Raw genomic sequence first — 18,756 nt, forward strand, 5'->3', positions numbered from 1 at the left:
ATGTCGCCTCAGGCTGCGCGTTCGGCGTTCTTGCCGATTTCGAGCTTGGCGATGGTTTCGAGGTGAACCTCGTCGGGTCCGTCGGCAAGCCGCAAGGAGCGCACGCGTGCATAAGCCGAAGCCAGGAAGGTGTCCTGCGAAACACCGGCCGCGCCATGCACCTGAATGGCCCTGTCGATGACGCGACAGGCCATGGCCGGCGCCACTGCCTTGATCATGGCGATTTCCAGACGCGCGACCTTGTTGCCGGCCCTGTCCATCATGTCGGCGGCCCTGAGCGTGAGAAGGCGGGTCTGCTCGATCTCGATGCGGGACTGTGCGATCTGCTCGCGCACGGAGCCCATTTCGAGCAGCGTGCGGCCGAAGGCTGTGCGCGAACGGGCGCGCTCCACCATCGTCTCCAGCGCGCGCTCGGCAATGCCGATGGTGCGCATGCAATGATGGATGCGGCCGGGCCCGAGGCGGCCCTGCGCGATCTCGAAACCGCGTCCTTCGCCAAGCAGGATGTTCGATGCCGGCACGCGCACATTGTCGTAGCTGATTTCCGCATGGCCATGGGGCGCGTGATCGTAGCCGAACACGGTCAGCGCCCGTTCGATCTTCACGCCGGGCGTGTCGAGCGGCACGAGGATCATCGATTGCTGCCGGTAGCGCTTCTCGGAAGGATCGGTCTTGCCCATGACGATGGCGATGCGGCAGCGCGGATCCATGGCCCCGGATGACCACCATTTGCGGCCGTTGATGACATAGTCGTCGCCGTCGCGGCGGATCGAGCACTCGATGTTGGTGGCATCGGACGAGGCCACCGCCGGCTCGGTCATGGAAAAACAGGAACGGATCTCGCCTGCCAGCAGGGGCAGCAGCCAGCGCTGCTTCTGCTCCTCCGTTCCGTAGCGGGCCAGCACTTCCATGTTGCCGGTGTCGGGGGCCGCGCAGTTGAAGACTTCCGGTGCGAAGGGCGAGCGGCCCATGATCTCGCACAGATGCGCGTAGTCGAGATTGGAGAGCCCCGCGCCGAGCTCGCTTTCGGGCAGGAACAGGTTCCACAGGCCCTGTTGCTTCGCTTTTTCCTTCAGCGTTTCGATGAGGGGTGCTGTCTGCCAGCGCTCCGGACCATGCTCGTGGGCGAGCAGCGCCGCCTCGTTCGGGTAGATATGTTCATCCATGAATGCCAGCAGGCGCTGGCGAAGCCCGGCGGTTCTCTCGGTACAGTCGAACATGTTTCCTCCTCGTGATTCTATTGATCGGCGGGGCGCCGTTGCGTCCATCGGGCAAGCAACTGGAGCAACAGGCCGAGCAACGCCGACAGCAGCAGCATAAGCACGGTGACGGCGACCACCGAGGGATCGAGCCTGTCACGCAGATTGGCGAACAGCACCCGCGGCACGGTGTTCTGTTCCGGCCCGGCGATGAACATGGTGACGATCACCTCATCGAACGAATTCAGGAACGCCAGGATGAAGCCGGCAAGGATGGCCGGATAGAGCATCGGCACCAGCACGCTCAGGAAGATCATCCGCCATCCCGCACCAAGGCTCTGGGCGGCGCGGATGACGACCAGATCGGTGGTGGCCAGACTTGCCCCGACGACCACCATCACCAGCGGGAAGGAGATGGTGGCATGAGCGAGGATAAGGCCCGTATAGGTCGAGAGCAGCCCGGCGCGGGCGAGGAGGAAATAGAGCCCCAGTCCCAGAACGACCGAGGGAATGGCAACCGGCAGCATCAGCAGGCCGCGCAGGGCGCGCGCCTGTCGCGGCGCTGCCTGCACAAGGCCGACGGCGGCCAGCGTGCCGAAAAGGGTCGCGAGCATGGCCGAACCCAGCGCGATGAAGATGCTGTTGGCGAGTGCTTCACGCCAGCCCGGATGAAGAGCGACCTGGCTCAGCCAGCGCAGCGACAGGCCGGGCAGCGGATAGCTGATGTAATCGCCGGAAGAGAGCGCGATCGGCAGGATGGTGACGATCGGCATCAGCAGGAAAAGCAGGGCGCCGGCGGCAAGCAGCCCCATGATGGCGTTGACCTGTTTCATCGTGCTCAGGCCCCCAGAAGCAGCAGGCGGCGCAGCAGATGCACGGCCAGATGGATGGCAAGGGCGCCGATCAGCATGGTCAGGATGAGCAGCGCGGCGAGCGTGCTTGCCATGCCCGCATCGCCGATCTTGAGGGTGATTTCGGAGACCATGTAGCTCAGCATCTGGTCCGCCGGCCCGCCGACCAGCGCGGGCGTGAGGTAGAAGCCCATAGACAGGACGAAGACCAGAGTGGCGCCGGCCGCGACCCCGCCCAGGGTTTGCGGCAGGAACACGATGCGGAAGCTGCGCCAGCCGGAAGCGCCGAGCGACAGGGCGGCGGTGACGTGATTGCGCGGGATGTTGGCCATGGCCGAGTAGCACGGATAGACGAAGCACGGCAGCAGCACATGGGTCATGGCGATGTAGACGCCGGCGCGCGAATAAAGCAGGCCGAGCGGCTCGCTGGCGAGGCCGAGCGTCTGCGCCACCGTGTCCACCACGCCGTTTTTCTGCAGCAGAATGACCCATGCCGCCGCGCGTCCGAGCAGCGACATCCACAGCGGAATGAAGCTGAGCAGGAACAGCGGACGTTTGAGGCCGGGCGGGGCGAAGGTCAGCGTATAGGCCAGCGGATAGCCGATCAGAATGGTCAGCAGGGTGACGCCGAGACTGATGGTGAGCGTGCGCACCAGCATGTCCCCGTAAACGCCGATGGTCCGCGCCGCGCCGTCGGCAGCTGGGACTGAAGGGGCAAAGACGCGGCCGAGATTGACGAGGCTGAACGGCTTTCCGGCCGCCTGTATGGTCGCCCAGATTTGTGGCTCGGCCCAGAGCGGCGAGCTTTGCTGAAGCGTTGCCGCGATGTCTGTGCCGTCCCCACGCGCCAGACGCCGGGCGGTGCCCATGATCACCGAGCGCAGGCCACTGCTGCGTTCGTTGAGCTTGGTGGCGGCGCCGGCAAGCGTCTGGTCCGCATAGGCGCTCTTCAGGTCGTGAGCGAGGGCGTCGGGCGCACTGTCCGGGAGTCGTGCCGAAGCCTCCCAGCCGGCCAGCGCCTCAAGCGTTTGCGGAAAGGCGTCGCGCACCTGTGTGTCGTAGAAGGCTTTTGACAACACCAGAGCGAGCGGCAGGGCCGCCAGCAGCAGCGCGGCGACGATCGCGGGAATGAGGAAGCCGGTCGCCGCCAGCGGATTGGCGGAAAATGGCGAGCGGTGGCCGTTCATCGCGATCGTCCCAGGTGATTTCAGTTGGAGGAAATCCAGGCGTTCCAGCGTTCGAGCAGCGACGGATAGTTGTCGAGCCAGAAATTCAGGGCTTCCGTGTTGGAGGAGAAGAGATGCGTCTTCAGCCTGCCGACCGTCGGAACCATCTCACGCTTTTCCGGTGTGAGCAGATCTTCCGCACCGCGTGCGGTAGGCCCGTAATTGGTCCTCTTCACGAACTCCGCCTGCCGCTCGTCATCGGCATAGAAGTTGAGGAAGCTGTAGGCCGCTTCCGCGTCCTTCGTTCCGGCCGGGACTGCCCAGTAGTCCATCGAATAGGTGCCCTTGTCCCAGATCGCATCGATCGGTCGGCCATCTTCCCTGGCGACGGCGAAGCGTCCGTTATAGGCGATGGACATGACGACGGAGCCGCCGGAAACCATGTCGATTGGCTGCGCGCCCGCTTCCCAGGTAACAAGCTCGCTCTTGATCTCGTCCAGCTTGCTGAATGCGAGATCCAGCCCTTCGGGCGTGCTCAGCGTCTTGTAGATGTCGTTGAGGTCGATGCCTGCCGCCATCAGCGCATATTCGAGATTGATCTTCGGTCCTTTGCGGATGCCACGCTTGCCGGGGAACTTTTCCAGATCGAAGAAGTCCGTCATCTTCTGTGGCGGTGTGGCGAACGCGCCGGTATTGTAGATGATGATGGAGCCGATGGTGACGACGCCGAGGCCGCATTCGCCTTTCGCTTCAGGGATAAGCTTGTCCGAATTCGGGATCTTCGACCAGTCGAGCTTCAGAAAAACACCTTCCTCGCAGCCGCGCAGCAATTCGGGACCTTCCGTCTGCACCACATCCCACTTGTAGGTGCCGGTGTCAGCCATGGCCTGAAAAGGAGCCCAGCCGCCAAGGTAGTTGTCTTCACGGATGGCGATGCCCGTTTCGGCAGTGAAGGGGGTGAACAGAACCTCCTTCTGGTTTTCCTGATATGTGCCGCCCCATGAGGCGATGGTGAGTTGCTGCTGGGCCGCGGCCGGCATGGCCGAAACAGCGGTGACGCCGGCAATGGCGGCTGTGAGCCAGCTTGCGAATGAGAACTTCATGACTTCCTCCCTGAGTGGGCGAACGTGGGCTTTTGCCATTTTTCTACCGTCCGGTTGATTTTAATACTATTTGGAAAGTTATATTTCAAGTGCGGACTTCCCGTCCTGCTCCCTCGCTGCTCTGCTCAGGGGCGGGATGGGAAGCGGGCAGCGCCTGCCTTATGGGCTGAGGCAAGGGCGCCCCGCGCCCGGAAGACTGATCGGTCAGAACCCAGACGATCAGACCCCGGGCTCTCACGTCCTGCCGGCTGCTGCCGGAAATGACCGTCCGGAAGGTGATGGAAGACGTTCCGACGCGCTCCGGCTGGATGGCGACGTCGATCTCCTCATCATGCCGGATCGGCCGGACATAATCCGTGCTGGCATGCACGACGTGAAACTCATGATCCTGCGGGAGCAGGGACCGGATGCCGTGCGCCCGGCTGAATTCGGTCAGCGCGACATCGAAATAAGTGAAATAGTTTCCGAAGAAGACGACCTTCTGGGCATCCACTTCCGAAAAGCGGACCCGCAGACGGTGGCAAAAAACCATGCCCCCGGGCTTCGGCCACGACCCTGCCGGATCGTGGGCCTCTGGCGGGGCATGGAAAGTGGCGGATCGCTTTTCCAACAGGCCTCCTTGTGTGCGGCGTGGACAATCCGGTTTCAGTGCATCGCCCTGAGCGCTTCCTTGCTGGCTGCGATCATCGCATCGATGTCTTCCGGCGTGACGGCGGTGGACAGGCAGCCGAGCCCTGAAGGAATGATGTGGAAGCCGCGCGTGGCCAGCGCGTCGACGAAATCCGCGGTGACCTTGCGTTGCGCCACGTCCACCCAGGCCGACCGGTAGTCGCGGACTTCGCTGCGCCCCAGATGGAACTTGAACAGCGAACCGGCGCCGGTCACGCAGGCCTCGATGCCGCTGGCGCGCATCCACTCGTTCATCTCGTCGCGAAGCCTGTCGCCAAGCGCATTGGTGCGGGCGACTTCCTGCCGTCCATAGAGATCGAGCGCGACCAGACCCGCCGTCATGCTGATCGGATTGGCGGCAAACGTGCCGCCAAAGAACACCTTCGGGCGGCCACTTTCGGGATTGAAGACGTCCATCACGTCGACGCGTCCGGCAAGCGCGCCGATAGGGAAGCCGCCGCCGATGATCTTGCCGAGGCACGAAAGGTCGGGCGTGACGCCGAAATACTCTTCGACACCGCCATAGGCGAGGCGGAAGGACATCACCTGATCGAAGATCAGCAAGGCTCCGGAGCGGGTGCAGAAATCGCGCAGCCCCTGCAGATAGTCGGCCTGAGCCGGCGCCAGGCCGGCACGGCTCGGCACCGGATCGACGAGAACGCAGGCGAGCCGGTCACCGACGTCGTTGAGGATCGACAGGGCCTTTTCCAGATCGTTGAAGGGCAGCACCACCACATTGTCCAGAACCGCCTGCGGGGCGCCGATGCTGTAGGGCACCGAGGCGGGTGCCGTTTCGCCCCAGGCGTCGGGTTCCGGCGCGACGCTGACCTCGGCGAAATCGGACAGGCCGTGATAGCAGCCCTCCACCTTGGCGACGAGCGTGCGGCCGGTATAGGCGCGCGCCGCCTTCAGTGCGAACAGCACCGCCTCGGTGCCGGTGTTGGCAAAGCAGATGCGCTCGAAGCTGGGCGCGCGCTCCTGCAGGGCCGCGCTCATCGCAATCTCGGACTCGGTCGACATCGAGAAGCATGTGCCGCGCGCCAGCTGCGCCGAAACCGCTTCGATGATGCGGGGATTCGCATGGCCGTGGATCAGCGACATGAAGTTGTTGGCCAGATCCAGATAGCGGTTGCCGTCGGCATCCCAGATGTAAGCGCCTTCGCCATGGCTGACATAAAACGGGTGAGGCTTGCGGAACAGGGTGGCGCGCGTCGAACCGCCGGGCAGGAAGGATTTTGCCTGCTCATAAAGAGCAGCGGAGGTTTTGAGCGAAAGACCTGCACCCATTTTTCATTGTCCTGTATTTTGGGATTATGTCCCATATTTTGATAATGGCTTGACCGTATAGCAGCTTTATGCGAGATGCAAGTATCCGCGCTGCGCAAAATCCGGAGCCGGAAACAGGATCTGCGCCCGTCGTTGCGGGTGGTTGTGCTTTTCAATGTTTGTCTGGAGGACTGATGGTTGCTGCGGCCACGCCACTTGTCGAATTCCGCGATGTGGCCAAGCGATATGGTGCCTTTACCGCACTGAGCGGGATCGACCTCGAAATCGGCAATGGCGAGTTCCTGACGCTGCTCGGCCCTTCTGGATCCGGCAAGACCACGGCGCTTATGCTGCTGGCGGGCTTCGACAAGCCAAGTGGCGGCTCGATCCTGTATCAGGGCAGGTCGGTCGAAAGCGTGCCGGCCAACCGCCGTAATTTTGGTGTCGTCTTCCAGAACTATGCCCTGTTTCCGCATCTCACCGTGGCGCAGAATGTGGCTTTTCCGCTGAAGGCGCGAAAATGCGCCTCGGCCGACATTGCCGGACGTGTGCGCAATGCGCTGCAACTGGTGCAGCTTGAGCAATATGCGCAACGTTATCCGGCTCAGCTTTCCGGCGGCCAGCAGCAGCGCGTGGCTCTGGCGCGGGCGCTGGTGTTCGATCCGGGGCTGGTGCTGATGGATGAGCCGCTGGCGGCGCTGGACAAGAACCTGCGCCATCACATGCAGTTCGAGATCAAGCGCCTGCAGCGCGAGCTGGGCGTCACCATGGTCTATGTCACCCATGATCAGGGTGAGGCGCTGTCGATGTCGGATCGCGTCGCGGTGTTCAATTCCGGCCGGCTGTTGCAGGTGGCGGATCCCGAAGCGCTCTACAATGACCCCGCCTCGCATTTTGTCGCCACCTTCATCGGCGAAACCAATTCTCTCGACGTGCGCATTTCGCAGGTCAGTGAGGGCGTGGCTCAGGCGCAGCTGGATGACGGCCAGACCGTGCGCGGCAATGCGCGCTGCAGCATCGCCCCCGGCGATGAGGCCGTGCTGACGGTGCGCCCGGAGGCGCTGCGGATCGCCGGAGACAACAACAGCGCGGCTGCCCATGCCGATGAAAACCGCCTCAGAGTGGACATCAGCGACGCGGTGTTCATGGGCGATCACCAGCGCGTCACCCTGCGGGTAGGGCCCCACAGCATGATCTGCAAGCTTCCTGCCGGGCAGGGCTTTGAAGCGGCCCGGCCGGGGCCGGCGGTGATCCGTTTCGACCCCGCCGCCGCCTTCGTCTATTCGAGAGCTGCGCGGGAGGCGCAATAGCAGGATGGTGCGGGGACACTCGCAGGCAGCCAGTGTCCTCTATCCAGCCAGTCTGCTCCGGCGCGGCTTTCCGATTTCAGCGGACCCGTTTCCGGTCCAGCCAGTCCCCGAGCTTGTAGACGCCGCCGACCAGCGGCAGGAACAGGCGCGGATCGCCTCTGTAGAGCGGTCGGGTCGGGAAAGAGGGGCGCTCGAAGGCACCTGCGCTCGCGGCGCCGAGGATGCGCTCGGCGACCTTGCGCCCGAGCATGGTCATCATCGCCACGCCGCTGCCATTGCAGCCAAGGCAATAGTGCAGGCCGTCCTGCTCCCCCGCATGGGGGAGGAAGTCGAAGGTGAAGGCGACGTTTCCGCACCAGGCATGGGAGACGCGGAAGTCTTTGAGCTGAGGAAAGATCTCGCTCATGAAGCGGTGCAGGACGGGCGCAGCTTCTTGCGGTGCCTGCGGCGTAAATCTGGCGCGGCCTCCGAACAGCATCCGGCTGCCATCCGGCGACATGCGCGCGAACCGCAGCACCCGCCGCGAGTCCGTCAGGGTCCGTCCATTGGGCAGCAGCGAAGCCGCGAGATCGGGCGGAAGGGTCTCGGTGGCGATCATGTAGCTTGCCACGGGAACGACGCGCCGGCGCAGCCACGGCGTCAGCGTACCCGTATAGCCGTTTGTGGCGATGATCACCTCGCGCGCCCTGACCTTGCCGCGGCTCGTGGAAAGCTCGAAATGGCCTCGCGCTCCTTCGATCGTCTGAACCACAGCATCCGAATGCAGGCTGGCGCCGGCCGCTTCCGCCGCGCGCAGCAAGCCATGCAGATAGAGGGCCGGGTGCAGCTTTCCCGTCCGGTTGACGATCATGCCGCCGCTATAGGCGTCGGTTGCGATTTCCGTGCGCTGTTTTTCACGCGGCAGCATGGAGGCCTCCGAACCGGCGAAGCTGTTCAGCCGGTCGAGCGTCCCGGCAAGCGCCGTATAGTGGGCCGGCACCGCTGCCGCGACGACGCGGCCGGTGCGCTCATAGTGGCATTCGATGCGCTCTGCGGCGATGATCTCCTCGACGAGGTCGAGCGCCCGGAAGGCCTCGCCCATCAGGGTTGCCGCCTCTGCCTCGGAAAGGCCCTTCAGCCCTTTGCCCAGATAGTTGCCGCCGCTTACCAGTCCCGCATTGCGGCTGGAAGCACCGGTGCCGAAGTCTCCGGCTTCCAGAACCGCGACCCGCGTGCCGCCGCCTGCCAGGCGCAGGGCGGCCGAAAGGCCTGCATAGCCTCCGCCCACCACGGCGACATCCGTCGTTTCCGGCGGCGGGACGTTGCGCTTCACAGGTGGTGCTGCGTCCCACCAATAGGGGCGGGATATGAAATTCTCATGGAAGATCTGCTTGCTGCGCATAGGCGGTTTAATCCCGGTGTCGCAGCAATCGCTGCTTGCTTTAAGCTACCATATGGTAATTTAACAACAAGAAGGATTTCGCCGTGGATTCATAATTTTAGGCTAATATCGCATTATTTCGCCAAATATGTGAAGAATCCGGTTGACAGGAAACCGCTTTTCACCAACCATTTGGTAAGTTAACTTGCTGCATCGGGCAGAGAGATGGCTGGTCGGGAGGGAGGCCCCAACATCGTAGCGGGCGATGTTGCCTGCACCCGGCATCAGCAGGAAGCTGATCGCCTGAAGCGCGATGCGCTTCGCCGGTCATGATAAAAAGCCGTCAAAAGCGGCAGGGGAAGCGTGCGGGATCTTCCGGCGAGCCGGACAGCCGTCGCACGTCCTGAACAGTCACAAAAACAACATGGGAGAATGGACGTGTTTGCCAAAAAAGCCTTCATTGGTGCGATCCTGGCTTCGCTTTTGCATGTCTGTGCATCGGCTGCAGAGCCTGTTTACAAAGTCGGTTCCACCACAACCGGAAATCCCTTTACCTTCCTCGACATCAGCACCAACAAGATCGATGGCATGATGGTCGATCTGATGAACACGATCGCCGAGGATCAGGGCATCAAGGTCGACATTCAGCCGGTGCCGTTCGAGGCGCTGATACCTTCCCTTCAGGGTGGCAAGATCGATATCATGTCGGCCGCCGTGACCATCACGCCGGTGCGCGCCGAGATCGTCGATTTCTCCGATCCGATCTTTCCCTACACCGATGCCGTCATCGTGAAAAAGGATGATGATACGCCTTACACGAAGGCGGCCGATTTCGCCGGCAAGACCATTGGCGTCCAGGGTGGAACAGCGTTCTACGATTATCTGGAAAAGCTCGGCGGCTTCACCGAAATCAAGACCTATACCGCAATTGCCGACATCATGCGCGACGTGGAGCTGGGGCGCATCGCAGCCGGCTTTGCGGATGAACCGATCATGCGACACCGGCTGAGCAAGAACGATGCGGCGACCATCAAGCTCGTCCCGACCTATGAGCCTTTCTATGTCGGGCAGGTGGCGCTGGCCGTGAAGAAGGGCAATTCGGAACTCCTCGAAAAGCTGAATGCCGGGATCGCGAAGATCAAGGAAAGCGGCAAGCTTGAGGAGCTGCAGACCAAGTGGGGCCTGCGCTAGCACCTCCAGCCGCCGGACGCGCGCGTCTGGCGGCACCCGCACGTGGTCGGAGTTGGCAATGAGGGCTTTTCTTACAAGGCCCGTCAATTGACCCGGGCGCACCGCGGCAGGTGCAGGCAGTTCCGGCCCCGTGCTCCCCCTATGGAATGTGACAGCGCAAGAGGTTGATCATGAGAGTTCTGCAGCTTGGATTTGGGGCGGTGGGGCGCGAGAATGTGCGCCAGCTCCTCGGCAAGCACCATCAGGTCGTGGGCATTGTCGATACGCAGGACGTGATCGACGCCATCGATCTCGGCGAATTTGATTTCGCGGAGGCCCCCCCGCCGGTACTGGCTACCGATCTGGTGGCGTGTCTTTCTCAGACGAAGCCCGACGTCATTCTTCAGGCAACCACGTTCGATGCCGGCAACATGGTCGACGTGGTCCGGGCGGCAGCTTCGGCAGGCGCCAATCTGATCACCATCAACGGCATTGTCGACACCGAAAAGCTGCAGCCGCAGCTTCATGCCGAAATCGAGGCCCTTGCCGGTGCCGCCGGCATCCGGGTTCTGGGCGTTGGCGCCATTCCCGGCTTTTTCAGCGATGTCGTTCCGCTGATGCTGACGGGCTGCTGCGCGCAGGTGCGCTCGATCGATTTCAGGCGCCGGGCCGACTACAGCGTCTGGGGCCCGGACGTGATAAAGCGCTACGGCTTCGGGCTCACCCCGCAGGCGTTCGATCAGGCGAACCAGGCCGGCCAGATCACCCTGTTCAAGGCGCTGTGGCAGTCTGCCTGGTTCGTTGCCCGCGAACTGCGCTGGGCGGTGACCGACCAGCATGAGGAAAAGCGCCCCATCATCTCCACGCGCGACCGGCAGGGCCGTCATGTGCGGGTGACGGCCGGAACGGTCGGCGGTTTCAGCCACCGCGTCACGCTGATCTGCGAAGAGGAGCGTCGGCTGACGCTCGGGGTCGACGGCTATCTTGATCCGTTCGGCCCGGAGGAAGAGCCGGGAATGGTGACGGAACTCAGCGGCAATTCCAGTATGCGGGTCGAGATCAGCGGCGATGTGCTGACTGGCGCCGGCTCGATGACCAGCAGTTCGGCGCGCATGGTCAACAGCATCGGGCCGCTCGCCGCCGCCGCGCCGGGGCTCAGGTCCACGGCCGATCTTCCGCTCGTCGCCTGCCGCGCCTGAAGCGGCCTGCATCAGATTTTTCTCGTCGGGGTTTTTCAGAATGGCCGATTATTACGGCTCGGAATGCAATGTGGTTCATGTCCTGCGCGACCAGTTGTCGAAAGACGCGCAGCGCGTCTGGATCGTCACGGAAGAAAGCCGGTTTTCGGTCGCCGACATGGACAGGCGCTCGTCGGTGCTGGCGCGCGGCCTGTCCGGCCTTGGCGTCTCGGCGGGCGATACGGTTCTGGTGATGCTGCCGAACTGCATCGAATTTATCGATTGCTGGCTGGCGCTGGCGAAGCTGCGGGCCATTCAGGTGCCGGTGAACACGGCCTATTTCGGCGCGATGCTGGAGCATCTGGTGCGCGATTCCGGGGCCACCCGCATCATCGTCCATGAAAGCTTTCGCCACGCCGTGACCGAAGCGCTCGGCGCGGCCGGCTCGAAGCTGGACACGCTGATCGTGGTTGGCAAGGAAGCTTCTGGGCCGCCCGGCAACGCTCAGCTGATCGACTACGCATCCTTGCTTCAGGAGGCGGATAGTTCGCCGCTGAAGGAAGAGCCCGCCCCGGCCTACAACAGTATCGCCTCGATCATGTACACCTCGGGCACCACCGGCGCCTCGAAAGGGGTGATGGTGACGCATGCGCACGCCTATCAGTATGCGGCGGGCGGCAATTCGCTCCAGCTCGGTCCGGGCGATGTCTACTATGCGCCCCTGCCGCTGTTCCACATCGCCGGCCAGTGGGCGGTCATCTACAACTGCCTCATTCGCGAGGCGACGGCGGTTCTGAAGCCGAAGTTCAGCATCACCGATTTCTGGTCGGACGTGGAGCGGTTTGGCGTGACCACCACTTTCATGCTCGGCGCCATGGGCAGCATGCTGTTCCGCACCACTCCCGGGGAAAAGCGGACATCGCTGAAGAAGGTGCTGATGTCGCCGCTCATCCCTGAATATGTTCAGTTCTGCGACAAGTTCGGGGTGCAGGTGTGCACCTCCTATGCCTCCACCGAGGTCAATGGAGTCATCGGCACCGGCTTGTCTCCGCCCAACGCCTCGACATGCGGCATGGTGCGGACGGACCGCTATGACGTGCGGCTGGTGGATGAACTGGACGAGGAAGTACCGGTCGGCGAGATCGGCGAACTCGTGGTGCGGCCGAAGCTGCCGTGGATCGTGATGGTCGGGTACTGGAACAGGCCGGCTGAAACGCAGGCGGCGTGGCGCAATCTGTGGCTCCACAGCGGAGATCTCTTTCGGCGCGACGCCGACGGTTACTACTATTTCGTCGACCGGCTGAAGGATTCCATCCGCCGCCGCGGGGAGAATATCTCCTCGGTAGAGGTCGAGAACGCCATCAACGCCATTCCCGAGGTTCTGGAATCGGCCGTTGTCGCCGTGCCCTCCGAACTCACCGAGCAGGAGGTGCTTGCCTGCGTGGTCTTCCGCCCGGGGCAGCATCTGGCCATGGAAGAACTGCATGCGCGCATCGCAGCGCTGCTGCCGAAGTTCATGGTGCCCCGCTACCTCACCGTCATCGATGCCGTGCCCAAGACACCCACCGGCAAGCCGCAGAAATTCAGGCTGAAGGATGAGGTCCGGCGGGAACAGCTTTGGGATTCGCTTGGCGAAAGGGGCAGGGGATGACGCAGTTCTTTGAAGATGCATGGCAGTTCATGCCGATCCTCATGCAGGGCGCCTATGTCACCATTCAGGTGGCTTTCCTGTCGCTCGCCCTGTCATCGGTGCTGGGACTGGCGCTGGCGCTGATGCGCATGTCGAGCCTGCCCGTCCTATATGTGCCGGCGGTGACCATCATCACCGGTCTGCGCGGCATCCCGATCATCGTGCAGCTGATGTACATCTATTTCGTGCTGCCGGAGATCGGTATCGATCTCAGCGCCTTTACGGCCAGCGTGATCGGCCTCGGTGTCGCCTACAGCGCTTATCACGCCGAGAATTTCCGGGCCGCCATCCTTGCGGTGGACAAGGGCCAGTATGAGGCGGCGATGAGCATCGGCATGGGCAAGGCGCAGCTGATGCGCCGGATCATCCTGCCGCAGGCGGTGCGTATCGTGCTGCCGCCCTATGGCAACATCACCATCATGATGCTGAAGGACTCGTCGCTTGCCTCCACCATCACGGTTTCGGAGATCACCCGCGCCGGCCAGCTTATCGCTTCATCGACCTTCAAGAACATGACTGTCTTCACGCTGGTCGCCTTCATCTATCTGGTCATGAGCTTGCCGCTGACAGCGCTGAACGCATGGCTGGAACGTCGATTTGCAGCGAAGTGAGGGGCGAAACCGGATGATCGAAGTCAAAGAGGTTTCAAAATGCTTCGGGGCGCTCAGGGTCCTGAAGTCCATGTCCTTCACCGTGGCGCGCGGCGAGGTGGTTTGCCTGATCGGCCCGTCGGGCTCGGGGAAATCGACCATGCTGCGCTGCGTGAACGGGCTCGAACGCCACGATTCCGGCACCATCTCCATCGACGGCATGACCGTGGACACGACATCGAAGACGATCGGCTCCGTGCGGGCCGAGGTCGGCATGGTGTTCCAGCGCTTCAACCTGTTCCCGCACATGACTGCGCTGGGCAATATCATTGAAGGCCCCGTGCAGGTGCGCAGGCGACCGAAGGCGGCGGCAAAGGAAGAAGCCATGGCCCTGCTGCACAAGGTAGGGTTGGCAGACAAGGCCGACAGCTACCCCTCCCAGCTTTCCGGCGGGCAGCAGCAGCGCATTGCCATCGCACGCGCGCTGGCCATGAAGCCGAGGGCCATGCTGTTCGACGAGCCGACCAGCGCACTCGACCCCGAAACGGTCGGCGACGTTCTGGTGGTCATGGAAGATCTGGCGCGTGAGGGCATGACCATGCTGGTGGTGACCCATGAGATGGGGTTTGCGGCCGAGGTGGCGAACCGCGTCCTGTTCCTCGATCGCGGCGAAATTCTGGAGGAAGGCCCGCCGTCCGAATTGCTCCGGCGGCCGCAGAACGAGCGTACCCGCGACTTCCTGCAACGCGTGCTCCATCCCGGAGAAAAGGCGGCGCGCTATGACAATGGCTGAACGCGAGCGCCTGTTCTGGTCTACCGGTTTCGATCCTCTCGAAAGCGATACGATCTCTCCCGGCGAGGCCTTCGATGCGGTGGTGGTGGGAGCCGGTTATGGCGGCCTGAGCGCTGCGCTCGAACTGTCGCGGCAGGGCATGCATGTGCTCGTCGTCGATGCGCGCCGCATCGGTGACGGAGCCTCCTCACGGGCAGCAGGCTCGCTCGCCAATGTTCCGAAGGCGCGGCTGCACGAACTCGCTGGCAGCTACGGAGAGGAGACGGCGCAAGCCGTCTATCGCGAAGCCGTTCTGGCGCGCGCCCATACGGAGCGCATCATCGCCGACCATGCGATCGGCTGCGATCTTCGCCGCTGCACGCGCGTCATGGCCGCTCACAGCGAAAAGTCGATGCGGCGCCTGCAATCGGAATTTCCGGCCATGAAGACGCGCATTCCCGAGGCCCGGCTGCTTTCGGCACAGGAACTGCGCGGCTTCATCGGCAGCGACGTCTACCGTGGCGGCATGCTGGTTCCGGATTCGGCCACCGTCAATCCGGCCGCCTATCAGTACGGGCTTGCCCGGGCGGCGCGGGCCCAGGCGGCCAAGCTGTTGCAGAACACCCGAATGATCGGCCTGAAGCCGGTTGCCGGAGGTGTAGAGGTAGAGCTTGAATCTCTGGGCAGGGTGACGGCTGCCCATGTCGTTCTGGCGACGAATGCCGAGACCGGGCCCGACACGCCCCTGTCGGCGCAATTGGCAAGATCGATCGCGGCGGTTCCGGCCTTTTGCGTCGTCACCGAGAAGCTGCCGCCCGATCGTCTGGCAAAGGTGATCCGCGGGGCGGAGATCTTCGGCGATACGCGCAAGGTGCTGAACTACATGGCGCTGTCGCCCTGCGGAACCAGACTGGTCTACAGCGCCCGCGCCGGATTTCAGGAAGGCAGCACCGCCGACAAGGCGCGACGCATCATGAAAGCCTTTGAACGACGGTTTCCGCAAACGCGGGGCCTCGCCATGGACTTCTTCTGGTCCGGGCGCTTTGCCATCACGGCCGATCTCATTCCCCATACGGGCAACAGCGACAGGGTGCACTGGATGATCGGCTGCTGCGGCACCGGCATCACCATGTCGAGCTATCTCGGCCACAAGATTGCGCGCCGCATTCTGGGCGCGGCCGATGCCGATACCGTGTTCCGGCTTCCGCTGCCCTCCATGCCGGCATGGCAGAGGCGACCGGCGCTGCTGGGCGCGGCCATCCGTGTTTACCGCGTCTACGACCGCTACATGAAATAGGCCGGAGGGCCGTGCGGCCATTGCAGCGGACCGCAAAGGGAGGTTTGAACATGCTTGTGATGGACGATGCGGCGATTGCCGCACTTGGCGTGCGTGCAATCGATCTGGCGGGGCCGGTGTCCCGCGCGCTGGCCGCCCATGCGCTGGGTGAAATGCTGGTCGAACCGAAGCGGATGCAGTTGGCCGCTTCCGGCGCCTATGCCATCGGCACGCATGGCCTGTGGCAGGAACAGGACCGCGCCTTCTTTCACAATCTGGTCGGTCTGGACCGCGAGCCGGTCAAAGGCGCACGCTCCACCTATCGCTCGGCGCAGGTGCTGTTCCGGTCCAGCGATGCGATGCCTCTGCTGACCATCCACGGCAACATGATGAGCAGCGTGCTGCCGGTGGTGATGACCCTGATCGCCGCGCAGAAATTCGCGCCGCAAAGCGTGGAGGCCGTTTCCTTCATCGGTGCGGGATTGCAGGCAAGGCTCCATCTCGATGCGCTGACAGCGATGTTTCCGCTGAAGCGGATCTTTTCGCATTCGCGCTCGCGCAACTCGTCGCAGGCGCTGGCCGACTATGCAGCCGCGCGCGGCATCCCGACGGTCATCTGCGATGATCCGCAGGAAGCGGTGCGCGGCGGCGACATCGTCGTTTCCTCCATCTCGGAATCCTTCGGTGTCGAGCCTTTCCTGGAGACCGGATGGCTGAAGCCCGATGCCCTGCTTTCCTCGGTCGACATGCTGCGGCCATGGCGAGGGGCGCGCGAGCTGCTGGTGATCGCCGATGACGCCCTTCAGGCCCGGCAGATGATCGAGGCCGGCAGGGTGCCCGGCGTTTTCCCGATCGATCATGAGCTGGGTGGGCTGCTGGCCGGAGAAAAGCCGTCGCGCAAGGGCGAACCGGCACCTGTGGTCCTGTTCCATCCGGGCTGTTGCGCGGGGCTCTTCGGCATGGCCTCGGCCTTGCATGAAATCCATGAATTATCTACCGAAAGGTAATTTGCGTGCTTGCAGAACTCTCGTTAAACCTCTGAAGACGGGAAAAATCCTTTAATTTGGAGTTTTTCCAAAAAGCTGGTTGATTGAGACGTTTGTTTATTCTACCATTTGGTAAGTTAATAAGGTGAGGAATTAACCGGGAGGAGTGGGGGAGGCCGGGCGCTCCGTGCGCAGAGGCTTTTCAGATAGCTCCGCGATTTTCCAGAATTTGAGACGCTTCGCGACCCGGAGAGCGGGCGGGTGTTCTCAGGCATCAGACCAACGGAGACAGAAAGACCATGTCGGACAAGACCTACATCACGATGGAGCGCCGCGATCGCGTCGGCTATGTGACCCTCAACCGGCCGGACAAGCTGAACGCCATGCCCCGCAAGATGTATCAGGAGATTTCGGCCGGCCTGCAGGAATATGATGCGGACGACGACATCTGGGTGATCGTGGTGCGTGGCGCGGGCGATCGCGCTTTCTCCGCCGGTGCGGATCTTGAGCTCCTGCATGGCTCGCTGACGACGGGCCCGTTTGAATGGAAGCCGTTCAAGGCAGACCGCTTCGACATGGGGCTGCAGGTGTCCAAGCCGGTGATCGCGGCCGTGCATGGCTTCTGTCTCGCCGGCGGCATGGAACTGGCGATGAGCTGCGACATCCGCATCGCCGCGGACAATGCGATGTTTGCCGCGCCGGAGGTGAAGTGGAGCGTGCTGCATGGCTTCGGTGCGCTGGTGATGCCACGCTCGGCGCCGCTTGGAGCGGTGATGGAGCTGCTGATGACCGGCCGCCGCTTCGATGCGCAGGAGGCCTATCGGCTTGGCATCGTCAATCGCGTGGTTCCGGTCGCCGATCTTCAGAAGACGGTCGACGATCTGGCCGACGAGATCTGCCGCAATGGGCCGCTGGCGGTGCGTATGACCAAGGAGATCGTTCTGCGCGGTCGCGAACTGCCGCTCAACGATGGCTTGCGCATCTATCGCGAGCTGAACAAGCTCATCCATCTGACCGAGGATTCGACGGAAGGTGCCAAGGCCTGGGCGGAGCGCCGTCCGGCGCGTTACGCTGCCCGCTGAGCCTTTCCTTCTATGGGGAAAGTGCCCATAAAAACCGGCCGGTTCTGTTCATAGTCTTTCACTGTGGATACTGTGCCGGTTCACAGGAAGAAGCAGCCCCGCCAAGGGGCTGCCGGAAGGTCGGGAACCAGGAACATGGCCACAAACGCCGGGAAGGCAGAGCAGCCGGCTCCAAAGCCAAGGCGTCGCCTCAGGGCTGAGGAACGATGGGAGCAGATTCTCACTGTCTCCGCCGAGCTTTTTTCGTCCAAGGGCTATCACGGGGCTTCGCTTGATGACATCGGCGAGCGGCTTGGCATCCAGAAGGCTGCGCTCTACCACTATGTCCGCAGCAAGGAGGACATACTGGTCGAGATCTACGACCGGATGTTGACCAAAGCCGAGGCCGAGGTGCTGCCGATCGCGGATGAGGCTTTCTCGCCCGATGAGCGGCTGCGTCGCATGGTTTCCAGCTATATCGGGCTGATGATCGAGCAGGCCGATATGTGGTCGCTGATCCACTTCCAGCAGAATGCGCTGCCTGCCGCCAACTATGAGGCAACGCTGCGCCGCAAACGGACCTTTGAAAAGAAATTCGAGGCGGTGGTGCGTGAAGGTCAGGCATCCGGCCTGTTCAAGCCGATGCCGACGCGCCTCATGGTGCTGTCGCTGTTCGGCATGTGCAACTATGTCCATCACTGGATAAAGTTCGCGCCTTTCCCTAAGGACGAAATCACGGGAGTGGTCTGCGAGATTCTGGAGCGCGGTTTCATCGATGACGGCAGCAGGCGCGTCGGTGCCTGGCCCCGATATGTGGAAACCACCGACGCCATGGCCGAGACCGCTGCCCGCCTGGATGCGCTGAACGAGCAGGTCAGGGAATTGCAGGGCGCCTTCGAGCGCGACCGCCACAGGCTGATCGACGGCTTTGCCGGTTCCATGGCGAATGAAGGCGCTGGGCAGCAAAAGCCGGATAAGGCCGGCGCTGCTCCGCCGCCGGGACGGAAATCGTCTTCCACAAAATCTGAAAATAAAAAGCCGGCTAAGTAAGACGCTGATTTTTTATCCGGGTTGAACCGGCGCACCGAGCGCCGATGGATAAAACACAC

General features: G+C 62.8%; 17 protein-coding genes. 10 read left to right on the plus strand and 7 right to left on the minus strand.

The annotated features are described in order from the left end of the window. Positions 1-8: 8 nt before the first annotated feature. From HNR59_RS03650 to HNR59_RS03675, 6 genes are all read right to left on the minus strand, one after another. On the minus strand, positions 9-1,220 hold the full coding sequence (locus HNR59_RS03650; protein WP_183826103.1) for an acyl-CoA dehydrogenase family protein: 1,212 nt from the start codon (positions 1,218-1,220) through the stop codon (positions 9-11). A gap of 17 nt (positions 1,221-1,237) precedes the next feature. Further along, the gene (locus HNR59_RS03655; protein WP_183826106.1) at positions 1,238-2,032 is read right to left on the minus strand and encodes an ABC transporter permease; all 795 of its coding nucleotides are present in this window, start codon (positions 2,030-2,032) and stop codon (positions 1,238-1,240) included. A 5-nt stretch (positions 2,033-2,037) separates the two neighbouring features. Continuing rightward, a complete protein-coding gene (locus HNR59_RS03660; RefSeq protein WP_183826109.1) occupies positions 2,038-3,237 on the minus strand; it encodes an ABC transporter permease in 1,200 nt (399 codons plus the stop codon). Positions 3,238-3,257: 20 nt separating this feature from the next. Continuing rightward, entirely contained in the window at positions 3,258-4,319 is a 1,062-nt protein-coding gene (locus HNR59_RS03665) for an ABC transporter substrate-binding protein (protein ID WP_183826112.1), read from the minus strand. A gap of 85 nt (positions 4,320-4,404) precedes the next feature. Beyond that, positions 4,405-4,929 carry an acyl-CoA thioesterase gene (locus HNR59_RS03670; RefSeq protein WP_183826116.1) on the minus strand — a complete coding sequence of 175 codons (525 nt, stop codon included), beginning with the start codon at positions 4,927-4,929 and terminating at the stop codon, positions 4,405-4,407. Between the two features lie 35 nt (positions 4,930-4,964). Then, on the minus strand, positions 4,965-6,275 hold the full coding sequence (locus HNR59_RS03675) for an aspartate aminotransferase family protein (RefSeq protein ID WP_183826119.1): 1,311 nt from the start codon (positions 6,273-6,275) through the stop codon (positions 4,965-4,967). Between the two features lie 173 nt (positions 6,276-6,448). Here HNR59_RS03675 and HNR59_RS03680 point away from each other — a divergent pair, with 173 nt between their 5' ends. Then, the gene (locus tag HNR59_RS03680) at positions 6,449-7,564 is read left to right on the plus strand and encodes an ABC transporter ATP-binding protein (RefSeq protein WP_183826122.1); all 1,116 of its coding nucleotides are present in this window, start codon (positions 6,449-6,451) and stop codon (positions 7,562-7,564) included. Between the two features lie 76 nt (positions 7,565-7,640). Here the strand turns inward: HNR59_RS03680 and HNR59_RS03685 are convergent, their stop codons facing one another. Beyond that, positions 7,641-8,945: an NAD(P)/FAD-dependent oxidoreductase gene (locus tag HNR59_RS03685; protein WP_183826125.1), complete on the minus strand. Its 1,305-nt coding sequence runs from the start codon at positions 8,943-8,945 to the stop codon at positions 7,641-7,643. Positions 8,946-9,362: 417 nt separating this feature from the next. Here HNR59_RS03685 and HNR59_RS03690 point away from each other — a divergent pair, with 417 nt between their 5' ends. From HNR59_RS03690 to HNR59_RS03730, 9 genes are all read left to right on the plus strand, one after another. Beyond that, on the plus strand, positions 9,363-10,115 hold the full coding sequence (locus tag HNR59_RS03690; protein WP_183826128.1) for a transporter substrate-binding domain-containing protein: 753 nt from the start codon (positions 9,363-9,365) through the stop codon (positions 10,113-10,115). Between the two features lie 170 nt (positions 10,116-10,285). Further along, positions 10,286-11,293, plus strand: coding sequence for a hypothetical protein (locus HNR59_RS03695; RefSeq protein WP_183826131.1), 1,008 nt, complete (start codon positions 10,286-10,288; stop codon positions 11,291-11,293). 40 nt (positions 11,294-11,333) lie between these two features. Beyond that, on the plus strand, positions 11,334-12,923 hold the full coding sequence (locus tag HNR59_RS03700) for an AMP-binding protein (RefSeq protein ID WP_183826134.1): 1,590 nt from the start codon (positions 11,334-11,336) through the stop codon (positions 12,921-12,923). Next, positions 12,920-13,573 (plus strand): amino acid ABC transporter permease, encoded by a 654-nt coding sequence (locus HNR59_RS03705; RefSeq protein WP_183826137.1) that lies wholly within the window; start codon positions 12,920-12,922, stop codon positions 13,571-13,573. The genes HNR59_RS03700 and HNR59_RS03705 overlap by 4 nt, the downstream gene beginning before the upstream one ends. Positions 13,574-13,586: 13 nt before the next feature. Further along, a complete protein-coding gene (locus HNR59_RS03710; protein ID WP_183826140.1) occupies positions 13,587-14,345 on the plus strand; it encodes an amino acid ABC transporter ATP-binding protein in 759 nt (252 codons plus the stop codon). Beyond that, complete coding sequence (locus HNR59_RS03715; protein WP_183826143.1) at positions 14,332-15,621, plus strand: NAD(P)/FAD-dependent oxidoreductase; 1,290 nt, start codon at positions 14,332-14,334, stop codon at positions 15,619-15,621. Before HNR59_RS03710 ends, HNR59_RS03715 begins: the two co-directional genes overlap by 14 nt. Before the next feature lie 50 nt (positions 15,622-15,671). After that, on the plus strand, positions 15,672-16,607 hold the full coding sequence (locus HNR59_RS03720; RefSeq protein ID WP_183826146.1) for a hypothetical protein: 936 nt from the start codon (positions 15,672-15,674) through the stop codon (positions 16,605-16,607). A 278-nt stretch (positions 16,608-16,885) separates the two neighbouring features. After that, the gene (locus HNR59_RS03725) at positions 16,886-17,668 is read left to right on the plus strand and encodes an enoyl-CoA hydratase/isomerase family protein (protein ID WP_183826149.1); all 783 of its coding nucleotides are present in this window, start codon (positions 16,886-16,888) and stop codon (positions 17,666-17,668) included. Positions 17,669-17,803: 135 nt separating this feature from the next. Continuing rightward, a complete protein-coding gene (locus tag HNR59_RS03730; protein WP_183826152.1) occupies positions 17,804-18,697 on the plus strand; it encodes a TetR/AcrR family transcriptional regulator in 894 nt (297 codons plus the stop codon). The last annotated feature ends 59 nt before the right edge of the window (positions 18,698-18,756 follow it).

The sequence above is a fragment of the Aquamicrobium lusatiense genome (assembly GCF_014201615.1).
GTDB classification, from domain to species: Bacteria; Pseudomonadota; Alphaproteobacteria; order Rhizobiales; family Rhizobiaceae; genus Mesorhizobium; species Mesorhizobium lusatiense.

Excerpts from the sequence above, each read along its gene's own strand:
- HNR59_RS03650 (WP_183826103.1), bottom strand. The coding sequence starts at position 1,220 with ATGTTCGACTGTACCGAGAGAACCGCCGGGCTTCGCCAGCGCCTGCTG.
- HNR59_RS03655 (WP_183826106.1), bottom strand. The coding sequence starts at position 2,032 with ATGAAACAGGTCAACGCCATCATGGGGCTGCTTGCCGCCGGCGCCCTG.
- HNR59_RS03660 (WP_183826109.1), bottom strand. The coding sequence starts at position 3,237 with ATGAACGGCCACCGCTCGCCATTTTCCGCCAATCCGCTGGCGGCGACC.
- HNR59_RS03665 (WP_183826112.1), bottom strand. The coding sequence starts at position 4,319 with ATGAAGTTCTCATTCGCAAGCTGGCTCACAGCCGCCATTGCCGGCGTC.
- HNR59_RS03675 (WP_183826119.1), bottom strand. The coding sequence starts at position 6,275 with ATGGGTGCAGGTCTTTCGCTCAAAACCTCCGCTGCTCTTTATGAGCAG.
- HNR59_RS03680 (WP_183826122.1), top strand. The coding sequence starts at position 6,449 with ATGGTTGCTGCGGCCACGCCACTTGTCGAATTCCGCGATGTGGCCAAG.
- HNR59_RS03685 (WP_183826125.1), bottom strand. The coding sequence starts at position 8,945 with ATGCGCAGCAAGCAGATCTTCCATGAGAATTTCATATCCCGCCCCTAT.
- HNR59_RS03695 (WP_183826131.1), top strand. The coding sequence starts at position 10,286 with ATGAGAGTTCTGCAGCTTGGATTTGGGGCGGTGGGGCGCGAGAATGTG.
- HNR59_RS03700 (WP_183826134.1), top strand. The coding sequence starts at position 11,334 with ATGGCCGATTATTACGGCTCGGAATGCAATGTGGTTCATGTCCTGCGC.
- HNR59_RS03705 (WP_183826137.1), top strand. The coding sequence starts at position 12,920 with ATGACGCAGTTCTTTGAAGATGCATGGCAGTTCATGCCGATCCTCATG.
- HNR59_RS03710 (WP_183826140.1), top strand. The coding sequence starts at position 13,587 with ATGATCGAAGTCAAAGAGGTTTCAAAATGCTTCGGGGCGCTCAGGGTC.
- HNR59_RS03715 (WP_183826143.1), top strand. The coding sequence starts at position 14,332 with ATGACAATGGCTGAACGCGAGCGCCTGTTCTGGTCTACCGGTTTCGAT.
- HNR59_RS03720 (WP_183826146.1), top strand. The coding sequence starts at position 15,672 with ATGCTTGTGATGGACGATGCGGCGATTGCCGCACTTGGCGTGCGTGCA.
- HNR59_RS03725 (WP_183826149.1), top strand. The coding sequence starts at position 16,886 with ATGTCGGACAAGACCTACATCACGATGGAGCGCCGCGATCGCGTCGGC.
- HNR59_RS03730 (WP_183826152.1), top strand. The coding sequence starts at position 17,804 with ATGGCCACAAACGCCGGGAAGGCAGAGCAGCCGGCTCCAAAGCCAAGG.